This window comes from Pacificoceanicola niger (assembly GCF_048553275.1).
Taxonomy (GTDB): Bacteria; Pseudomonadota; Alphaproteobacteria; order Rhodobacterales; family Rhodobacteraceae; genus Pacificoceanicola.
Map to the genome: position 1 here is coordinate 318,296 of NZ_JBLZMW010000002.1, position 18,753 is coordinate 337,048.

Here is an 18,753-nt window from a genome sequence, read left to right on the forward strand (position 1 = left end):
GAAACATGACATTTCCGTGACAGAACACCAAGTATAGTGTCCAGGCTGGAAACAAACCCTCTATTTCGCTCGGGTTATGCCGCCTCCGTTGTTTCAAACAATTCGATTTCGGCTCCGTAGCGGAATTGCTCAACCAGAGATTTCAGTTTTTCGCCCTGTTCGAGCAAAGCCTCATTTACCGCGTTCGTCTGCTGGAACATCGCCGCGTTCTTCTGTGTCGTCTGATCCAGATCGGTGACAGCGATGTTGATCTCCGAAAGGCTCTGACGCTGTTCCATCGCAAGATCCGCAATTGTGCTGATCTGCTGGGTCACGCTTTCGACGGCAGCAACGATTTCATCCAAGGCCGACCCGGTGCGATTGACCAACAGAACGCCGTGCTTCACCTTCTCGCCCGATGTGTTGATCAGGTTGCCAATCTGGCCGGCGGCGTCGGCCGTCCGCCGGGCCAGCGCCTGAACCTCGGAGGCGACAACAGCGAAACCACTGCCCGCCTCTCCGGCCCGCGCCGCCTCGACCCCTGCATTGAGCGCAAGCAGGTTCGTCTGGAAGGCGATATCGTCGATCAGGTCGGTAATCCGCGCGATTTCTTCGGCGGAATCGTCGATCGCCGTCATCGCCTGCACCGTTTCGGAAACCACATCCGCGCCGGAGCGCGCTTTTTCGATTGCACTGATACCTGCGGCATTGGCGTTTTGTGCGCCATCAGTGGTATTGCGCAGATTGCCGGTCACCTGCTCCAACGCTGCAGCGGTTTGTTCCAGGGTCGCCGCCGAGGTTTCGGTGCGGTTCGAGAGATCAATGGCGGATTCAGACAGATCCTTGGCCCGGTCGGTGACCGTCCCGGCAACCCCCGCAATCGCCGAAATGAGTTCGTTCAGCCCGTTCGCGGCGGCGTTGAAGTCCGTAACAAGCTGGGCATAGCCCTCGCCAAAGTCCTCGGTGATGCGGGTTTCGAGCTGCCCGTTCGCAAGCCCTCGCAAGGCGCGCGCCAGATGCGTCACCACCCGTTCCTGCGCGGCCTGGCGCGCGTCTTGTTCCTGGCGAAGTCGCTGCGCATCCACCAGCCCGTCCCGGAACACCGCCAGCCCTTCCGTCATCTCGGCAATCTCGCCACTTTCTTGCGTGGGATCGAGATCCACCTCGGTATTGCCCTGTGCCAAATCACGCATCCGCGCGCTGACCCGGTTCAGCGCGGCTGTGAGACGGCGGCCGTAGATCCAGGCCAGAAGAGCGCTCAACAGCAGAGCAAGACCGGCGGCTCCCGCCCCCAGCAAGGTCATCTGCCGGGAAATGGCGGTTGCCGTGCCCAATCCGACCAATACGTTGGCCAGGGCCACGGGCGCGCCGGAATAATCGTGGATGACAAATCGGGTTTCGCCATGCAGCTCACCGTCGAGCGTCAGTCGCGCGTTGCTCGTGCCCTCTTTCACCGCCGATGCAACCTCTGCCGGTGTCATCAGAGGGGGCCTGTCGAAATTGCCGGCGATCCGCGTGATCTCCGACGCGTTGTCCCCAAAGGTATCAATGCTGGCGTCCGGCAGCACGTAAATCTCCAGATGCGCATCCGCATCCTCGACCAGACTTGTAAGCAGGGCCTCGTCGAATCGAAGTCCGATCTCGACCGTGCCGAGGTGTTCGCCATCATCTGTCACCGGTGCGATGCCGCGAATGCCGAGCCCGGCACGGCCATGCTCCAGCCCCGAAAGTGAGACGCTTCCTTCATTTGCGGCCACGACCATCGGGCGGACGCCAGACAGATCGTCGCCGTATTCATCGGGGTTGTGCACACGCAGGATCGAAACTGCGTCGGGGGTGTGGAACTGGAACTGCGCTACGCCTGTGGCCTTCTCCAGCGCCTTGAAATCCTTTACGAAAAGCCGGTGCAGGCCCTTCGTGTCGGCTTTCTCCACGGCTCTTTGCACACGCGGGATCGCCGCGATGGTCTGGGCCATCGACAAGGCCGTTGCGATGCGTGCCTCAAGTCCCGAATGAACCCGGGCGCGCACTTGTGCCAGCTGGCGGTCGCTTCCCTCGTCAATTAGCTTCTGTGTGCCGAAATAGAGTGGCGTGGAGACCATCGCCACAGAGACGAAGGCGCTCACCAGAATGGCTATGATAATGCGAAATTTGAGCGACATCGACACACTCCCCGACGGTTTCAGTATCGGTCTAGCGCGTCAGGTTTTTAGTAAAGATGAACAAGGGTTTTCCAGCTTCTTACGATTTTAGGTAAACTGGAAACGATTGTTAGCCAAACCACTCAGCGGTGGCACAATCCCCTGTGGAATCAAGCCAAGACAACACCTTGGGGAACAATTCCGTCCTGCACAGAACCACGTACCCTTCTGGTTTTCGTTCAAATTGAGACCGTCTTCATAGCCGCTTCACTGGCTCAGAAGCTTCATGCCGCGGTCGATTCCATCCAGCGTCATTGGCACCATACGGTCCTCGAAAATCTCGCGGATCATGCCGATACTCTGGGTGTAGTCCCACTGGCGCTCTGGTGTCGGGTTCAACCAGAGGTGGTCGCTCCACTGCTGCCGCGCCCGATCCAGCCAAACCTGGCCCGCCTCTGCATTCCAGTGCTCATTGGCGCCACCAGGGTAGGCGACCTCATAGGGGCTCATACTGGCGTCGCCGACGAAAATGCATTTGTAGTCAGGGCTATAGGTATTCAGAACTTCCCAAGTCGGCGTCTGCTGATCCCAGCGTCGCCGGTTGTCGCGCCAAACCCCCTCATAGAGGCAATTGTGGAAGTAATAGTATTCGAGGTGCTTGAACTCGGCCTTGGCAGCAGAGAACAGCTCCTCAACCATACGGATATGCGCGTCCATGGAGCCGCCGACATCAAGGAATAGCAGGACCTTCACCGCGTTGCGCCGTTCGGGCCGTGTCTTGACGTCAAGATAGCCATGCTCGGCGGTGGCGCGGATTGTCCCGTCGAGGTCCAGCTCATCCGCCGCACCGTCTCGCGCCCACCGGCGCAACCGCTTGAGTGCCACCTTGATGTTTCGCGTCCCAAGCTCCACGCTGTCATCGAGATTGCGGAACTCCCGCTTGTCCCAGACCTTCACGGCGCGCTGATGGCGGCTTTCGGTCTGACCGATGCGGACGCCTTCGGGATTGTAGCCATAGGCGCCGAACGGTGACGTGCCTGCGGTGCCGATCCACTTGCTGCCGCCCTGATGCCGTCCGTCCTGCTCCGAAAGCCGATCCTTGAGCGTTTCCATGAGCTTGTCAAAGCCGCCGAGCGCCTCGATCCGGGCCATTTCTTCCGGGCTCAGGTGTTTTTCGGCCTGCTTGCGCAGCCAGTCTTCCGGCAGGTTCACCGCCTGCAGAACCTGCTCTGCGGTGATCGCCTCCAGACCGCTGAAAGACGCGGAAAAGGCCCGGTCGAACCGATCCAGATGCCGCTCATCCTTGACCATGGCGCTGCGAGACAGGAAATAGAACGCCTCCACGTCATAGGTCGCCAGACCGGCCTTGAGCGCCTCCAGAAAGGTCAGGTATTCCCGCAGGCTGACCGGAACCCCGGCCGTGCGCAGATTTTCGAAGAAGGGCACGAACATGGCCAACACCTAGCCGCGCTGCGGGCGGAAACGCAAGCGCGGCGGCCCGGTTTCTTTGGCCCGCCCACCGATCAAACGGCCAAGGCGTCGCGTCCTGACCCCAAGGCATGTGCCGAACGCAGGCTCCCGCGCGTCAGCCGGCCAGCTTTTCCACCCCAATGGTCAGCATCAATCCCAGCAGCGCGCAAACAATGGCGTAGACCACCGCATATTGCGCAATGTCCGGCGTTGTGCCCTTGCGGCGGGCGGCGGTGACGCCGCCCAGCACGGCCCCGAGCAGGGCGAAAAGAATGACGATCATAGTGCGCCGCGGCTCCGTCTGAGGGGGCTGAGCGAGCCGATCTCACGCAGTTTGGCCCGCACCGCCCAGTCCGAACCGAACCCGTATCGTGCCCAGCCAAGACTGTCCAGACGCACCTGCCGGCCTTCGCTGACCCGGCCAGCCATCTCCAGCGCCTCGGCGCGCAGCATCATCAACGTCGCCAGCAGCGCCGCGTTCTCATGCTGCGCAGCGGTGCCCAGATGCGGCGAAATCAGATACAGCGCATCGTCCGGGCGGTTGGCGCTGATGGCATAGGCGGCCAGCTGGGAGGCGACATAGGCGCGGTGTAGGCGGGTATCCTCGGAATTGCCGAAGTAGCGCTGCGCCAGCACGAATTGGTCCTGCGCCGCTTCGGGGTCGATCGACTGCAGCAGCCGCCCCATGGCGTAATGCGAGAACGCCCGGCGATGATCGGTCCAGCCCATGGCACTGGCCACTTTGAGCGCTTCGGTCGCCGCCGCGCGCCGCTCGCCCGGACCTGCGCCCGGCCCAAGGGCGGTTTGCACCGCTTCGATCCAGACGCGCGGGGTCTTGGTCACGCGCTGCGGTGTGCCGCCCGCGCCGCCGGGATTGATCCGCGCGAGGATAGCGGGCAGGCGGTCCGCGACGTCGCGTCGGCTCATGCCGTTTTTCAGCGACGGATCGTAATAGGCCCGCAGGATCAGCATGTCGAACCCGGTCAGCACCGTATGCACATTGTCATCGTTGAACACCGAATCCGGCAGCCGGTAGAGATCGTTCAACGGTCCCAGCGCTTGTGCCAGCTCTTCGTGCAGACAATCGCGTGCCTCCTGAGGGCTGCTGTCATTGGGCACGAAGATCGCCAGCCGCTCCCGGCTGCGAAGCTTGGACCAACTCACCTTGCTGGTCCGTCGCGCCGCCGCATACTCCTTGAGCGAGCTGACGTTCGGCACCACGAAACAGGCAGCGGTCGGCAATTGGTCGCGGATCTCGGCGCGGCTCACCGCCTGGATCGTCACGTTCGACGGGCCGCCCTCGGCGCGGGCAATGTCGATTCCCGCTTCGGTGCGCAGCCGGTGCAGCAAACGGTTCAGATCGCTGTTCAGCGTCGCCGGCGGTTCACCGGTAACACGCACCCGGATCGGCCCTTCGAACCGCGTGAGCATCTGCAGACCGCGCCCGGACTCCAGCGTAAAGGCCAGATCGAGGAAATCGCGCGCGATGTCGGAATTGGATGCCTGGGGCCGCGTCGGATGCGGCACGGAAAAGCTCTTCATCGCGGGCAGGGTGCTCTCGACGGAAGAGGCGGCGCGCGTCGGCGTATCGTTCGGAGACACCGGCATGCAGGCGCCAAGCATCAGGTAGAGCGGGATAAGGTAACGACGGGCCCTGCGCATCACGGCCTCTGGTACTTGATGAAGGGGGTCAGCACACCGATGCGATCATAAAGCTGTCGCGCCGTGGTGTTGAACTCCTGTGTTGTCCAATAGACAGACGGCGCCTCCGCCGCGTCTGCCGCGGCATAGACCGCTTCGATCAACGCCCGGCCAACGCCTTTGCCGCGCGCCTCCGGGACAGCATAAAGGTCCTGCAGGTAACAGACATTCTCGATCTTCCAGCCGTGGCGATGGAACAGGTAATGCGCCAGCCCGACCAGCGTGCCGTCCACCTCGGCCACAAGACCGTGGAAATCCTGCGGATCGTCTCCCAGAAGACGGGCGAAGGTGGATTGATACACCTCTTCGGACACGCTGCTTTCGTAGAAGGTCAGATAGCCTGTCCACAGCGCGCGCCATTGCTCTTCGTCTTCGCTGCGCAAGGCGCGTACGACCACGTCATTCGGTTGGGACATTGAGAAGCCTGCCTGCTCGTTGTTTTTCTCGGATGCTCAAGACATCCGGTGTTTTTCTGTCCTCTGTTGGGACACTATAGGGCAAGATCTTGGTTTGTGCACAGGCCGCGAATCCCCGGTCGGACATTTTTTTAACCAATTAGTAATGTTTGCGTTAAGTCTTTGTAATTCATGAGCTTACCCTGTGCATCGGTGCAACAATCGGGCTGCGGAAGGGGTGGTGTTCGGCCCTGAAACCGGGCCGAATTGCGGCCCTGCGCCGTGCTATTGTCGCTTTTGGCCGAACAGTCAGCCCAGCTTTTTGCCAAAAGGGTAAACATGCGATGAATCGCCGAATTTTATCGAAATTCGCCCGGTCTCAGGCCAGTGCGGCGAGCGAGATCAGCGACAGGACGCTGGTCCAGATGACCACCGGAGCGATTGCATCGGTGCGCACCCCGTGCAGCATCGCCAGCGCAAAGGCCATTGCGCCGGAGGGGCCGGCGGCATTCAGGACAAACAATTGTCGCCAGTCGGCGGGCAGGGGGGCAAGCTGCAGCGCGGCCCAGATCAGCGCCGGGAATACCAGCAGTTTGATCGCACTGATGCCCACCACCGTGCCGTCCGGGACAATCCGCTGTCCCGACAGGATCACGCCAAGCGCAAAGAGCGTCAGCGGCGCCGCGCCAGCTCCGGCGAAATCCATCGCCGTCAGCAGCGGCTCCGGAACCGCGATCCCGGCCGCATTGACGATCAGCCCGAGCGCGATCGCGATCAGCACCGGGTTCGAGCCGACCCGCTTCAAGGACTGCGCCGCGTTGGCGGTGCGATTGGCCATCAGGTCGGTGGTCACGATGAAGAACGCAAAAGTGGCGGAGGCATCCCAAGCCACGATCGCGGTGATCGGAAGCGCCGCCGCCTCGCCATAGATCAGGAAGGAAATCGGGTAGATGTAGAGCAGCGAATTGACGAAAACCGTCGCCATCGCCAGCAGCCAGGCCTCCACCGGCTCACGCCGGAACACCCTGCGCGCCGCAAGCAGCGCCAGCCCGAACGTGCCCACCTGGCACAGCGCATAGAGCGCCAGCGCATCGAGCCGGAAAGCGGCGAAATCCACGCCCGCGATCAGTGGCAGGATCAGCGCCGGCTGCAGAACCAGAAACGCCACCCGGTTCACCGCCGCGGCCTCGTCCCGGCTGATCTTGCCCGCACGGCCAAGCACGAACCCCAGCGCGAGCATCGAGAACACGGGAAGGATATCGTGGGTGAGGATGTACAGCATGGATCAGGCAAAGAGCACAGCCGCCGCCGGGCCGCAAGCCTGACACCTCCGCGCCGGACGGGCCGCCGGTCCACGGTCGAAACTGGAGCGATTATGGAACAGGCCCGCACTGCGCCGCGTTACACACCCGAGACACTCGAACGACGTGACAAAATCGCTGAAACGTGACTCGCAAAAGGGGCCGCTATGCTGACCTGGCTACAAACCCATGCCGCTGCCTTGAACGTCGTTGTTGGCGGTGTGACGCTTGCTGTGTGGATCGCTTATCTTCACTTGTTTTTCGTCAGCTTCAGGCGTGCCCGGCGCGCGGTCATCCACATCGGCATGGCGGCGCAGCAGGGCGAAGAGGCGCGCTGCCTCGTGACGAACATGGGGGCCGACACCGTCTACATCCTCGCGATCAAGGTCGACCTGCTGTGCGGGGACGAGACCTTCTCAGCCCTCGTCACCGACCGTATCGAAGAGGACGTGGTCCTGGGCGGCAATTTTCGGGACAAGACCAATCAGGGCCCTCTCGCGGGCGGCGAGGTCGTCGATATCGGCAGTTTCCGCAACATCCTGTGCCGCATAAGCCAGCAAAAGGACGCCGTGCCGGATTTCGAGACCTGTGACGCCATGGAAGTCACCGTGGTCGTCGCCGCCCAGCAGGCCGATGTGCTGATGGGCGGCTCGAAACGGTATGACATCACACGCTTCGGTCACGGCATTCAGTTTCACCCCACGGATGTCCTCACCCGGCAGATCACCAGCCGAAGCCGCAGGCGCGCGCTGCATCGCATGATCACGCAGCGCGCAGGCTGACCATGCCGTCTCAGCGTCCCTGACGCCGCGCCATGAAGGCCAGCCGCTCAAACAGATGCACGTCCTGCTCGTTCTTCAGCAGCGCCCCGTGCAGCTTGGGCAGGGCGCTCGCCCCCTCGCGTTTGAGATCCTCGGCGTCCATGTCCTCGGCCAGCAGCAGCTTGAGCCAGTCCAGCACCTCGGAGGTCGACGGTTTCTTCTTCAAACCCGGCTGCTCGCGAAGTTCGTAAAATTGCGTCAGGGCCGTGCTCAGCAGCGCCGGCTTGATCCCGGGATGGTGCACCTCGACAATCTTGCGCAGCACATCCGCTTCGGGAAACTTGATGTAGTGAAAGAAGCAGCGCCGCAAGAACGCATCCGGCAGCTCTTTTTCGTTGTTCGACGTGATGATCACGATCGGCCGCACATCGGCCTTCACCGTCTCGCCGGTCTCGTAGACGTGGAACTCCATCCGGTCGAGTTCCTGCAGCAGATCGTTGGGAAACTCGATGTCCGCCTTGTCGATTTCGTCGATCAGCAGCACCACCTTCTTGCCCGCCTCGAAGGCCTGCCAGAGCTTGCCCTTGCGGATATAATTGCGCACGTCGTTGACCCGCTCATCGCCCAGCTGGCTGTCGCGCAACCGGCTGACCGCGTCGTATTCATACAGGCCCTGCTGCGCGCGCGTGGTGCTCTTGATGCTCCATTCGATCATCTCCAGACCCAAGGCTCCGGCCACCTGCCGCGCCAGTTCGGTCTTGCCGGTGCCCGGCTCCCCCTTCACCAGAAGCGGCCGTTCCAGCGTCACCGCGGCATTGACCGCCATGGTCAAATCTGTCGTGGCAACATAGCTTTCGGTTCCTTCAAAGCGCATGCAGAGCGTCCTCGCGATTGGTTACAGTCAAGCCCTGAAAACGCCATCTTAGGGAGGTATTGTGTAGTGACATCCCGTGGGGCTTGGGGTAAGTGCACCGCATAGGGGTGCCAGATATCTGAAGGAATTACCATGACGGATATTGGCGTTGACGAGGATGCCAAAATGAAAGCGGAAAGTTTTCTCCCGGAAGACTATCGTCCAGCGGAAGATGAACCATTCATGAACGACAGGCAGCTGGAGTACTTCCGGCGCAAGCTGTTGACATGGAAGCAGGACCTTCTCGCCGACAGCCGGGACACCATCGAAACACTGCAGGAAGGCACCCGGAACATTCCGGACGTGACCGACCGGGCCAGCGAGGAAACCGACCGCGCGCTTGAACTGCGGACACGGGATCGACAGCGCAAGCTCGTAAACAAGATTGACGCGGCCCTGCGCCGTATCGACGAGGGTGAATACGGCTACTGCGAAGTGACCGGCGAGCCCATCAGCCTCAAGCGCCTCGATGCCCGCCCGATCGCCACCATGAGCCTCGAAGCGCAGGAACGTCACGAACGTCGCGAGAAGGTCCATCGCGACGATTGACGGCGCCGACGGCATCGACTTTTTGAAACGCCGGGGCCGCCGCTCCGGCGTTTTCACATGGCAGCCATACCCATGACCCAACCCACCGACACCCATATCACCGGTTGCCCCATCACCGTTCTCGGCGGGGGTATCGGCGGGCTGACCGCCGCCCTTGCGCTGCGCCAGCGCGGCGCCTGCGTGCGGGTGCTCGAACAGGCCGAAGCGATCACCGAAGTCGGCGCCGGCATTCAGGTCAGCCCGAACGGCCTGCGTGTGCTCGACGCGCTCGGGCTCGGGGCGGCCTTCCGCGCGGCTTCGGTCCGGGGCAGGGCGGTCTCGCTGCGCGATTACCGCGCCGGACGCGAGGTCACGCGCCTCGATCTCACCCGCCTGCCGGAGGGGCAGGATTACCGCTTCGTTCATCGCGCCGATCTCATCGACCTGCTGGCCGGAGCCACCCGCGACGCGGGCGTCAAGATCCGTCTGCTGCAAAAGGGCGCCGCGGTCACCCCCGGCACCCCGGCCGCGCTGACCCTGGCCAATGGCGATCATATCACCGATCAGCTCATTGTCGGGGCCGACGGGTTGCATTCGGTCGTGCGTCCGGCGCTCAACGGACCGGCCGCGCCCGCCTTCACCGGGCAGGTGGCCTGGCGCGCGGTGGTGCCCAACGCCATGGACCACCCCGATGAGGTCCGCGTCCACATGGGGCCGGGACGCCACATGGTCAGCTATCCGCTCCGCGGCGGCAAATTCATCAATATCGTCGCCGCCGAAGAGCGCAGGACATGGACCGCCGAAGGCTGGAGCCACAGGGATGATCCCGATGCGCTGCGCAAGGCCTTCGCCGCGTTTGGAGGGCAGGTTCCGGAGATGCTCGGGGACGTAGCCGATCCGGGCGTCTGGGGTTTGTTTCGCCATCCGGTGGCCAAGGTCTGGCATGGTGCCGGGTTGGTGCTGCTTGGCGATGCCGCGCATCCAACGCTGCCGTTTCTGGCGCAGGGCGCAAATATGGCGATGGAAGATGCCTGGGTGCTGGCCGATTGCCTTGCGCGCACGGCCGGACAGGCGCAGGCCCTCGCCGCCTATCAGGCCCGCCGCCACGCGCGTGTGGTCCGGGCCGTTGACACCGCCAGCGGCAATGCGTGGAAATACCATCTGCGCAATCCGCTGATCCGGGGCGTGGCGCACCTTGGGCTGACTGCCATGGGACGCCTCGCGCCGGATCGCCTGCTGCATCAATTCGACTGGCTCTATGCCCACGACGTGACCGCCTGATGCGCGGACGCCGGAAACCCTCAGGGGTCCCGGCGCGACCCGGTTCAGACGTCCTGCCGCCTCCCGATCAGTCTTCTGAATTGATCCGCTTGCGCACGGGCGTCGGACGCACCTTGGCCTCGATGTGCTCGTAAAGCAGCGACGCGATATTCTTTTTCGTCGCGGTTTCAATGCCTTCGAGGCCGGGGCTTGAGTTCACCTCAAGCACCTTCGGCCCGCTCTCAGCGCGCAGCAGATCCACCCCGGCGAGGTTCAGCCGGAAGGCCTTGGCGGCGCGCAGGGCCGCGTCGCGCTCCTCTTTCGTGATGCGCACCACCTGTGCCGAGCCACCGCGGTGCAGGTTCGAGCGGAAGTCGCCTTCTGCCCCCGTGCGTTTCATCGCCGCCACGACCTTGCCGCCCACGACCAGGCAGCGGATATCCTCGCCCGCCGCTTCCTTGACGAAATCCTGTACGAGGAAATTGGCCTTCAATCCGCGAAACGCGTCGATCACCGATTCCGCCGCCTTCTTTGTCTCCGCCAGAACCACACCCTTGCCTTGCGTGGATTCGAGCAGTTTCACGATCATCGGCGCCGTCCCGACCAGCCGCATCAGCGATTGCGTGTCCTTCGGAGAGGAGGCAAAGGCGGTGTTCGGCATTCCGATCTTGTGCCGCGCCATCAACTGATGCGCGAACAGCTTGTCACGCGACGAGGAGATCCCGTCCGAGCCGTTCACACAGAAGGTGCCAATGGTCTCGAACTGCCGCACGACCGCCGTGCCATAGGAGGTGATCGAAGCACCGATGCGCGGGATCACCGCGTCGTAACGGGGCAGGCGCTTGCCATCATAATGCACCTCCGGCGACAGCGCATTGATCGCCATGTAGCACCGCGACGTGTCGATCACTTCCACCGAATGGCCGCGCTTCTCGCCTTCCTCGACGAGACGCCGGGTCGAATAATTATCCTCCCGGCTCAGCACCGCCACCCGCAGGGACCGGTTCGGCGCGGCCTGCCGGACGCGGGCGGTGTTGTAGACGTCATAGCTCAGCCGCGGTTGCTGGAACCGGTCGGTGGCCACGATAGTGATGTGATCCTTCAGCGCCTCACGGCCCAGCAGCATCCGCGACGCCATGCTTGAGCGATCCGTCAAGGTCAGCTCGATACGCCAGCTTTCCTCGCCGACCCGCAGGGTCGAGGCGATGACAAAGCGGTTCTCGGTCTCGCCATTGGAGCTGGTGACGTTGCGCCGGTCGATGACGCGGGCGGAGCAGGGGATCACGAGGTCCTCGCGCCCCGGCACCGGATGAATCGTGAAGCGCACCTTGGGCGCGCTGGCCGGTCCGAAGGTCTCGATATCAAAGGCATGCAGCGCAGAGGTGCGCGCGCCGGTGTCCACCTTTGCGCGCAGCGCGGGCAGGCCAAGGTCGGGTAGGGCTACCCATTCCTCCCATCCGAATCGCAGAAGGCCGGTGTCGCTCGTGTCAGTCTCGGTCATGCCTGATGTCCTGTTTGGGAACACCAGACCTAGCGCGCCGAGCGCGCCGTCTCAACAGCAGAGACTGATTTTCGGGACCAACCCGGGCCCGAAGCGTTCAGATCGGGCGCGACCGGGCTCCGGCAGACTTCAGGTGCCGGCCCGGCGGAATCGCCGCGATTGCCACAGCGGCCAACCCATCATCTGGCTCACCGTCGCAAAGCGCAGCCCGCGCCCGCTGAGCCCGTCGAGCGTCTGCGGCATCGCCTTGACCGTACCGCTCTGGATATCGTGGCTGAGGATGATGGCGCCGGGACGCGATCCCTTGAGAATCCGGCTGGCCACCACGCCCGCACCGGGCCGCCGCCAGTCCTGCGGATCGACCGACCACAGAATCGTCGGCAGGTTACGCGCCTCATAGAGCATCAGCCGCTGGCGCCGGCTGAACGCGCCGTAGGGCGGCCGGAACGTCACCGGCGGACGGCCGGTGATCTTGAAAATCGCGTTGGAGGTGCGGTCGATCTCATCCAGCACCCGTCCGTCGGAAAACTTTGCCAGATTCGGATGGGTCCAGCTGTGGTTGCCGATCTCGTGGCCCTCATCGGCAATGCGCCGCACGATATCCGGCCAGGTCACCACGCGGTTGCCAATCAGGTAAAACGTGGCCCGCAGGCCGCGCGCCTTGAGCATATCGAGCAGGACCGGCGTCAGGCGCGGATGCGGGCCGTCATCAAAGGTCATGCTGACCACCGGCGATGGCGTGCGCACCGCCATGATCGTGGCGGCATCTCTTTGTGCCACATCGTTTGGCAGGGCAATCACCGGCGCGGCCTCTGCCTCCAGCGGATGCAGGCCACAAAGCGCGGCAATTGAGCCGGACAAAAACGTCCGTTTCGACATTTCAAACATAAGGGTCCACCCCCCTTTGGCAGACAGAATAAAAGCAGACCCGACAAGAAGGCCGGGCAGGGCCTTGATGCGCAAGGAATTTTTCCAAAGCGCCGCGCCGGGTTTCCGGGGGCGTGGCCGCTGCGACACGCATAACCGGAGCGCGAATGAAAATTCGTGAATTTTCCCTCCCGAAACCGCTTGACGGGACTTTGCCCCGTGCATAAAAGGCCCCACACACCGAGGCGCACAGGCTTCGGCGGCAGTGAGCGGTTGTAGCTCAGATGGTTAGAGTACCGGCCTGTCACGCCGGGGGTCGCGGGTTCGAGCCCCGTCAACCGCGCCACCACTGCCCCGAACCAAGGCCCCGATGAAAAGCGCGGTTGTAGCTCAGATGGTTAGAGTACCGGCCTGTCACGCCGGGGGTCGCGGGTTCGAGCCCCGTCAACCGCGCCACTTTCCTTGATATCGAAAGACGTTCTGGACAGTGGCGCCGCCGCCCTCGGGGCGCGCGTCGCGCAGATCTTATCAATTCATAAAAATTGCAGTGTTCTTTGGAACAGTTTCGTCAGAAATGCGTTAGACTGTCATGACGCGGTGAGGAATACCGGACTGTCCCGGTCTGCTGCCATCTGGTAAACCGGCCGCACAAAAAGAAAACGCCCCACAGACCCATTGAAATGGGCGGGGGCGCAAGGAAATTGGGACGTTATGTTGTATTCGGTCCGGCGTTTATGCGCCCCAGCTGCGAACCGGGCCACAGTCCATATGGACGAAGTTGGATTTGGAGTACCGGCCGACGCCGCCGCCGTTGCAGGCTTGGGCCGCTCTGGCCATTTGGCTGACCGAGCGCGACGAGAGCCGCAGGTCGGCGGCTTGGCCGCGCAAATGCCTGGAATTCTTGGCCACGCCAGAAGACCGGGATCGGAGCATCGCGTTCGTCTTCGGAGACCGGTAGCCGGAGATGAGCATGTAGGGCTCGTGCACATACATGAGGTTGTGCGCGGCGGCAAGAATATCGAGCGTGCGCGTGTCGATCTTCTTGACGTCATCCGTTCGCCAGTCGCGCATGAAATAATTCACTTCCTTGACCGCGTCGGCGATGTACTCGCCTTCGATCCAGTAAATCATGTCGATCCGCTCCCCGGTGCGTCCGGAAAACATGCGCAGTCGGCGAATGTCACCGGAGCCGCGCAGGAACCCTGCCGCGTTGGAGTAGGTTGGAGCCGCTGCGACGGCCGTGGCGGCAAATGCGCCAAGAAGGCCACGCCGCGAAATGCTGCTGGAAGTCATATCTGCCATGTGAAAGCGCCTGTCCCGTGGTCGCTGGTTGCTACTGTCTTGTGCGCATCGTTGTGCGCCCTGCCATCTATCCCCAGATGCAAGACTCGTATGCCACGAATCAAACTTCGGAAAAAGGGCGTTTTGAGGTGTTTTCGCGGGATCAAGGGGGAAGTGGCAGAATCCTGCTCACACGCCCTCATACTGTGGCGGGAATGCGCCTTGTGTCGTTTGGGGTAACGGAAAAGAAAGAAGTTTGTGCCTTGGCGTAAATGTGAGTAGACAGCCGCAGACCTCTGATTACACAATGAAATCATACGTCGGCGTACAGGAGCAAGGATTTTTTGATGCAACGTTTTTCGATCTCTTTCGGGCGCACGTCGATTGCGGCTCTGCTGGCCGCCGGCGTTCTTCTGACAGCGGCCCCGCGCGTCTTGGCGCAGGACGGCCTCTCCTTTCAGCTGACCGCCTACAAACAGGCGGTGGCCGAGCGTATGGGAGAAGACGAAAGCGTGTCTGCCTTCTACCGCGCCCGTGGGTTCGAGCCGATCTGGACCGGCCCGTCCGACGAGGACCGCGCCCGCCGCGCCGCCCTGTTCGACGCGCTCTCCATGGCCGCCGATCACGGACTGCCCGCGCGCCGCTATGATGCGGATGCGTTGCTGGCGCGCATGGCCTCCGCGACCACTGGGCGCGAGCGCGGCGAGCTGGAAATCGCCCTCACCAATCTCTACCTGCGCTTTGCCCATGATATCCAGACCGGCGCCATCGACGGCTCCCAGATCGTCACCGGCATCAAGCGCACGCCGACGCGCCACCCGTCGGGCGAGCTTCTGACGCGTCTCGTCACCGAAGAGCCGACCGTCGTGATGCGCGATCTTGCGCCGCGCACGGGGGAGTACACCCGCCTGATGCGCGCGAAGCTGCAGCTCGAACACCGCATCGCGCATGGCGGCTGGGGGTCGGTGGTGCCGATCCAGAGCCTCAAACCCGGTGCCAGCGGCAATGCCGTCGTCGCCCTGCGCAACCGCCTGAACGCCATGGGATATCTGCGCGCCTCGCTGAGCGGCACCTATGACGCGGACATGGAAGCGGCCGTGCGGCTGTTCCAGGAGGATCACGGCATCGAGGCCGACGGCATCGTCGGGCCGACCACGATGCGCGAAATCAACACCGCCCCCGAAGAGCGCCTGAAGTCGATCATCGTGGCGATGGAGCGCGAGCGCTGGCTGAACCGCCCCGAGGGCCGCGGCAAACGCCATGTTCTCGTCAACCTCGTCGATTATCACGCGCAGATCATCGACGATGACAAACTGACCTTCGAAACCCGCGCCGTCATCGGTCATCAGGCCATGGACCGACGCACGCCGGAATTTTCCGACGTGATGGACCACATGGTCATCAACCCGTCCTGGTACGTGCCGCGCTCGATCATCGTCAAGGAATACCTGCCGCTTCTGCGCAACAATCCCGGCGCGGTCGGTCATCTTCAGATCGTCGACAGCCGCGGGCAGGTGGTCGGCCGGGGGCGCAGTTTTGCCGGATACAGCGCGCGCAGCTTCCCGTTTTCGATGAAGCAGCCGCCGGGCCCGCGCAATGCGCTCGGTTCGGTCAAGTTCATGTTCCCGAACAAGTACAACATTTATCTGCATGACACGCCCTCTCAACACCTGTTCTCGCAAAGCGTGCGCACCTTCAGCCACGGCTGCATCCGTCTCGACGATCCGCACGATTTTGCCTATGCGCTTCTCGCGCCGCAGCAGGCCGACCCGCAGAGCTACTTCCAGCGCATCCTGGGCAGCGGCTCCGAGACCCGGGTCGAGCTTGAGACGCCAATCCCGGTGCATCTGATCTACCGCACCGCCTTCACCCAGGCGAAGGGGCAGGTGAATTTCCGTCCGGATGTCTACAGCCGGGATCAGCGACTGTGGCAGGCGCTGGCCAATGAAGGGGTGGTGCTGCGTACGGGACGCAGCTAAACCTCGCCCGGCAAGACAAGGCCGGGAGCGTCAGACATGACATATTATACAGTGTCCCAGATCGCCGAGGCCCTCGGGCTCGAGGTTTTCGGCGATGGCGACATCCGGATCAGCGGCGTCGCCGAACCGGCCTCCGCCGCATCGGATCAACTGGCGCTGGCTATGAAGCCGGAGTTTGCCGCTGGCCTCACCGCAGGACAGGCACAGGCCGCCATGCTCTGGCAGGGGGCCGATTGGCAGGGCTTCGGCCTGAAGGCCGCGTTGACCGCGCCGCGCCCGCGCTTCGCCATGTCCGGCCTCAGTGCCATGATGGACCCGGGGCAGGGCTACGCCACCGGCATACACCCCACCGCGATCATCGACGCGACCGCCACCCTCGGCGCGGATGTCTGCGTCGGCCCCTTCACCGTGATCGGGGCCGGTGTGCAGATCGGCGCGGGCACGGTCATCGGCCCGCAGTGCCACATCGGCTGGGATGCCAGGATCGGCGCGGGCGGCCTGCTGCACGCCGGTGTCCGCATCGGGGCCCGCGTCGGCATCGGGGCCCGCTTCATCGCCCATCCCGGTGCCTGCGTTGGCGCCGATGGCTTCTCCTTCGTCACCCCCGAGCCCTCCGGCGTCGAGAAGGCCCGTGCCAGCCTCGGCACCGAAGGCGCGGAGCAGACGCAACCCTGGGCCCGCATCCACAGCCTCGGCGGCGTCGAGATCGGTGACGATGTCGAGCTTGGCGCCAACGCCTGCATCGACCGGGGCACCGTTCGCGCCACCCGCATCGGCCATGGCTGCAAATTCGACAACCTCGTCCAGATCGGCCACAACGTGCAGATCGGCGATCACTGCATGATCTGTGCGCAGGTCGGCGTCGCCGGCTCCACTGTGATCGGCACCGGCGTCGTGCTCGGCGGCCAGTCCGGCGTCTCCGACAATTTGACCATCGGTGACCGGGCCATCCTCGGCGGCGCTTCCGTGGTGCTCTCCAACGTGCCGGCGGGCCGGGTCGTGCTTGGCTATCCGGCGATGAAGATGGACAGCCACATCGAAAGCTACAAGGGCCTGCGCCGCCTGCCACGACTGTTCCGCGATGTCGCAGACCTCAAGAAAGCGGTTTCCAAGCTGACCGCGAATGACTAAATCAGCGGCAGGGTGTGAATACAGGGTGCGACCATGACCAAGACCATGAGCGTCCAGGACAAGGTGATCGAGATTATCGCCGAGCAGGCCTTGCTCGATCCATCGGATGTCACGATGGAGAGCACGCCGGAAAGTCTCGGAATCGACAGCCTTGGACTGGTCGAATCGATCTTCGCCATCGAAGAGGCTTTCGACATTTCCATTCCCTTCAACGCCAATGACCCCGCCGAGAGTGATTTCGACATTTCCTCCGTCGCAACCATCACGGCTGGCATCGAGACACTGATCGCCGAGAAAGACGGGTGAAGCGCGTTGTCATAACCGGGGCAGGGACGATCAACGCCTTGGGCGAATCCGTGCCCGAAACGCTGGAGGCCATGCGCGAGGGGCGTTGTGGTATCTCCGATCTCGATTTCCGCGATGTCGAACGGCTCGCCATCCGCATCGGCGGACAGGTCAAGGGCTATGCCCCGGAAAGCCATTTCAACCGCCAGCAGCTTTCGCTCTATGACCGCTTTACGCAGTTCACTCTGCTCGCCGCGCGCGAGTCCGTGGCGCAATCGGGCCTGAGCTTTGCGGGGGATCTGGCCGACAGATCCGGCGTTGTCCTCGGCAACTCCGGCGGCGGTCTGACCACGCAGGACGAAAATTACCGCGCCGTCTACGAAGAGGGCAAGAATCGCGTGCATCCCTTCGTGGTGCCCAAGCTGATGAACAACGCGGCGGCCAGCCATGTCAGCATGGAATTCAACCTGCGCGGACCGAGCTTTACCGTCTCCACCGCTTGCGCCTCGTCGAATCACGCCATGGGGCAGGCGTTCCAGATGATCCGCACCGGCATGTGCACGACCATGATCACCGGCGGCTCCGAATCGATGCTGTGCTTTGGCGGGGTCAAGGCATGGGAAGGGCTGCGCGTGATGTCCAAGGACGCTTGCCGCCCGTTCAGCGCCACGCGCAATGGCATGGTGCAGGGCGAGGGTGCGGGGGTTTTCGTCTTCGAAGACTACGAACACGCCAAGGCGCGTGGGGCAAACATCCTGTGCGAAGTGCTTGGATTCGCAATGACATCCGACGCCGCCGATATCGTCATGCCCTCCAAACAGGGGGCGGCGCGGGCCATTTCCGGCGCGCTTGCCGACGCTCGGGTGGATCGAAGCCGCGTCGGCTATATCAATGCCCACGGCACCGGCACCGCCGCCAACGACAAGACCGAATGCGCCGCCGTGGCCGATGTGTTTGGCCAACATGCCAACGACTTGATGATCTCCTCGACCAAATCCATGCACGGCCACCTGATCGGCGGCACCGGCGCGGTGGAATTGCTCGCCTGTGTCATGGCGCTCCGCGACGGGGTCATTGCCCCGACCATCGGCTATGAAGAGCCGGACCCGGAGTGCGCGCTTGACGTGGTCCCGAACGAGGCGCGCGAGGCAAAGGTGGATGTTGTGCTCTCCAACGCCTTTGCGTTCGGCGGTCTCAACGCGGTGCTGGTGCTCGGCCGGGTCTGAGCGGCCGATCCCTGTCTCATCCTCGGATTCGCGG

17 protein-coding genes and 2 tRNA genes are annotated in these 18,753 nt (G+C 63.1%); 9 read left to right on the forward strand and 10 right to left on the reverse strand.

Annotation, left to right across the window (positions count from 1 at the left end):
• Window positions 1-74: 74 nt before the first annotated feature.
• The 6 genes from ACN2XU_RS04145 to ACN2XU_RS04170 form a co-directional block, all read right to left on the reverse strand.
• Window positions 75-2,141, reverse strand: coding sequence for a methyl-accepting chemotaxis protein (locus ACN2XU_RS04145; protein WP_419409138.1), 2,067 nt, complete (start codon window positions 2,139-2,141; stop codon window positions 75-77).
• Window positions 2,142-2,387: 246 nt separating this feature from the next.
• Window positions 2,388-3,572, reverse strand: a complete 1,185-nt coding sequence (locus ACN2XU_RS04150; protein WP_419409139.1) for a vWA domain-containing protein — start codon at window positions 3,570-3,572, stop codon at window positions 2,388-2,390.
• 133 nt (window positions 3,573-3,705) lie between these two features.
• Complete coding sequence (locus ACN2XU_RS04155; protein ID WP_419409140.1) at window positions 3,706-3,873, reverse strand: apolipoprotein acyltransferase; 168 nt, start codon at window positions 3,871-3,873, stop codon at window positions 3,706-3,708.
• Entirely contained in the window at window positions 3,870-5,252 is a 1,383-nt protein-coding gene (locus tag ACN2XU_RS04160) for a DUF2927 domain-containing protein (RefSeq protein WP_419409141.1), read from the reverse strand. The genes ACN2XU_RS04155 and ACN2XU_RS04160 overlap by 4 nt, the downstream gene beginning before the upstream one ends.
• A complete protein-coding gene (locus tag ACN2XU_RS04165) occupies window positions 5,252-5,707 on the reverse strand; it encodes a GNAT family N-acetyltransferase (RefSeq protein WP_419409142.1) in 456 nt (151 codons plus the stop codon). Before ACN2XU_RS04165 ends, ACN2XU_RS04160 begins: the two co-directional genes overlap by 1 nt.
• Window positions 5,708-6,065: 358 nt before the next feature.
• Complete coding sequence (locus ACN2XU_RS04170; RefSeq protein ID WP_419409143.1) at window positions 6,066-6,968, reverse strand: AEC family transporter; 903 nt, start codon at window positions 6,966-6,968, stop codon at window positions 6,066-6,068.
• Between the two features lie 186 nt (window positions 6,969-7,154).
• Between ACN2XU_RS04170 and ACN2XU_RS04175 the strand changes: the two genes are divergently transcribed.
• Window positions 7,155-7,769, forward strand: a complete 615-nt coding sequence (locus ACN2XU_RS04175; RefSeq protein WP_419409144.1) for a hypothetical protein — start codon at window positions 7,155-7,157, stop codon at window positions 7,767-7,769.
• Between the two features lie 10 nt (window positions 7,770-7,779).
• On the opposite strand, the gene ACN2XU_RS04180 is transcribed toward ACN2XU_RS04175, so the two are convergent.
• Window positions 7,780-8,622, reverse strand: a complete 843-nt coding sequence (locus ACN2XU_RS04180) for an AAA family ATPase (RefSeq protein ID WP_419409145.1) — start codon at window positions 8,620-8,622, stop codon at window positions 7,780-7,782.
• 165 nt (window positions 8,623-8,787) lie between these two features.
• Between ACN2XU_RS04180 and dksA the strand changes: the two genes are divergently transcribed.
• Both dksA and ACN2XU_RS04190 read left to right on the forward strand, forming a co-directional pair.
• The gene (gene dksA / locus ACN2XU_RS04185) at window positions 8,788-9,210 is read left to right on the forward strand and encodes an RNA polymerase-binding protein DksA (protein ID WP_419409146.1); all 423 of its coding nucleotides are present in this window, start codon (window positions 8,788-8,790) and stop codon (window positions 9,208-9,210) included.
• A 72-nt stretch (window positions 9,211-9,282) separates the two neighbouring features.
• Entirely contained in the window at window positions 9,283-10,470 is a 1,188-nt protein-coding gene (locus ACN2XU_RS04190; RefSeq protein WP_419409147.1) for an FAD-dependent monooxygenase, read from the forward strand.
• Window positions 10,471-10,537: 67 nt separating this feature from the next.
• Here ACN2XU_RS04190 and rimK read toward each other — a convergent pair whose 3' ends face one another.
• Both rimK and ACN2XU_RS04200 read right to left on the reverse strand, forming a co-directional pair.
• The gene (rimK, locus tag ACN2XU_RS04195) at window positions 10,538-11,950 is read right to left on the reverse strand and encodes a 30S ribosomal protein S6--L-glutamate ligase (protein WP_419409148.1); all 1,413 of its coding nucleotides are present in this window, start codon (window positions 11,948-11,950) and stop codon (window positions 10,538-10,540) included.
• A gap of 129 nt (window positions 11,951-12,079) precedes the next feature.
• On the reverse strand, window positions 12,080-12,838 hold the full coding sequence (locus ACN2XU_RS04200) for a polysaccharide deacetylase family protein (protein WP_419409149.1): 759 nt from the start codon (window positions 12,836-12,838) through the stop codon (window positions 12,080-12,082).
• A 248-nt stretch (window positions 12,839-13,086) separates the two neighbouring features.
• Between ACN2XU_RS04200 and ACN2XU_RS04205 the strand changes: the two genes are divergently transcribed.
• Both ACN2XU_RS04205 and ACN2XU_RS04210 read left to right on the forward strand, forming a co-directional pair.
• Window positions 13,087-13,163: transfer RNA gene (locus tag ACN2XU_RS04205), tRNA-Asp, on the forward strand.
• A gap of 33 nt (window positions 13,164-13,196) precedes the next feature.
• Window positions 13,197-13,273 (forward strand) — tRNA-Asp (locus ACN2XU_RS04210).
• A 276-nt stretch (window positions 13,274-13,549) separates the two neighbouring features.
• Here the strand turns inward: ACN2XU_RS04210 and mepK are convergent.
• Complete coding sequence (gene mepK / locus ACN2XU_RS04215) at window positions 13,550-14,119, reverse strand: peptidoglycan L,D-endopeptidase MepK (RefSeq protein WP_419409150.1); 570 nt, start codon at window positions 14,117-14,119, stop codon at window positions 13,550-13,552.
• A 326-nt stretch (window positions 14,120-14,445) separates the two neighbouring features.
• Between mepK and ACN2XU_RS04220 the strand changes: the two genes are divergently transcribed.
• Genes ACN2XU_RS04220 through ACN2XU_RS04235 form a run of 4 tightly spaced genes read left to right on the forward strand, consistent with a single transcriptional unit; the run spans window position 14,446 to window position 18,719 of the window.
• On the forward strand, window positions 14,446-16,077 hold the full coding sequence (locus ACN2XU_RS04220) for a L,D-transpeptidase family protein (protein ID WP_419409151.1): 1,632 nt from the start codon (window positions 14,446-14,448) through the stop codon (window positions 16,075-16,077).
• 36 nt (window positions 16,078-16,113) lie between these two features.
• Window positions 16,114-17,208, forward strand: a complete 1,095-nt coding sequence (gene lpxD, locus ACN2XU_RS04225; RefSeq protein WP_419409152.1) for a UDP-3-O-(3-hydroxymyristoyl)glucosamine N-acyltransferase — start codon at window positions 16,114-16,116, stop codon at window positions 17,206-17,208.
• 45 nt (window positions 17,209-17,253) lie between these two features.
• Entirely contained in the window at window positions 17,254-17,514 is a 261-nt protein-coding gene (locus tag ACN2XU_RS04230; protein ID WP_419409271.1) for an acyl carrier protein, read from the forward strand.
• A complete protein-coding gene (locus tag ACN2XU_RS04235; RefSeq protein ID WP_419409153.1) occupies window positions 17,511-18,719 on the forward strand; it encodes a beta-ketoacyl-[acyl-carrier-protein] synthase family protein in 1,209 nt (402 codons plus the stop codon). Before ACN2XU_RS04230 ends, ACN2XU_RS04235 begins: the two co-directional genes overlap by 4 nt.
• Window positions 18,720-18,753 lie beyond the last annotated feature (34 nt).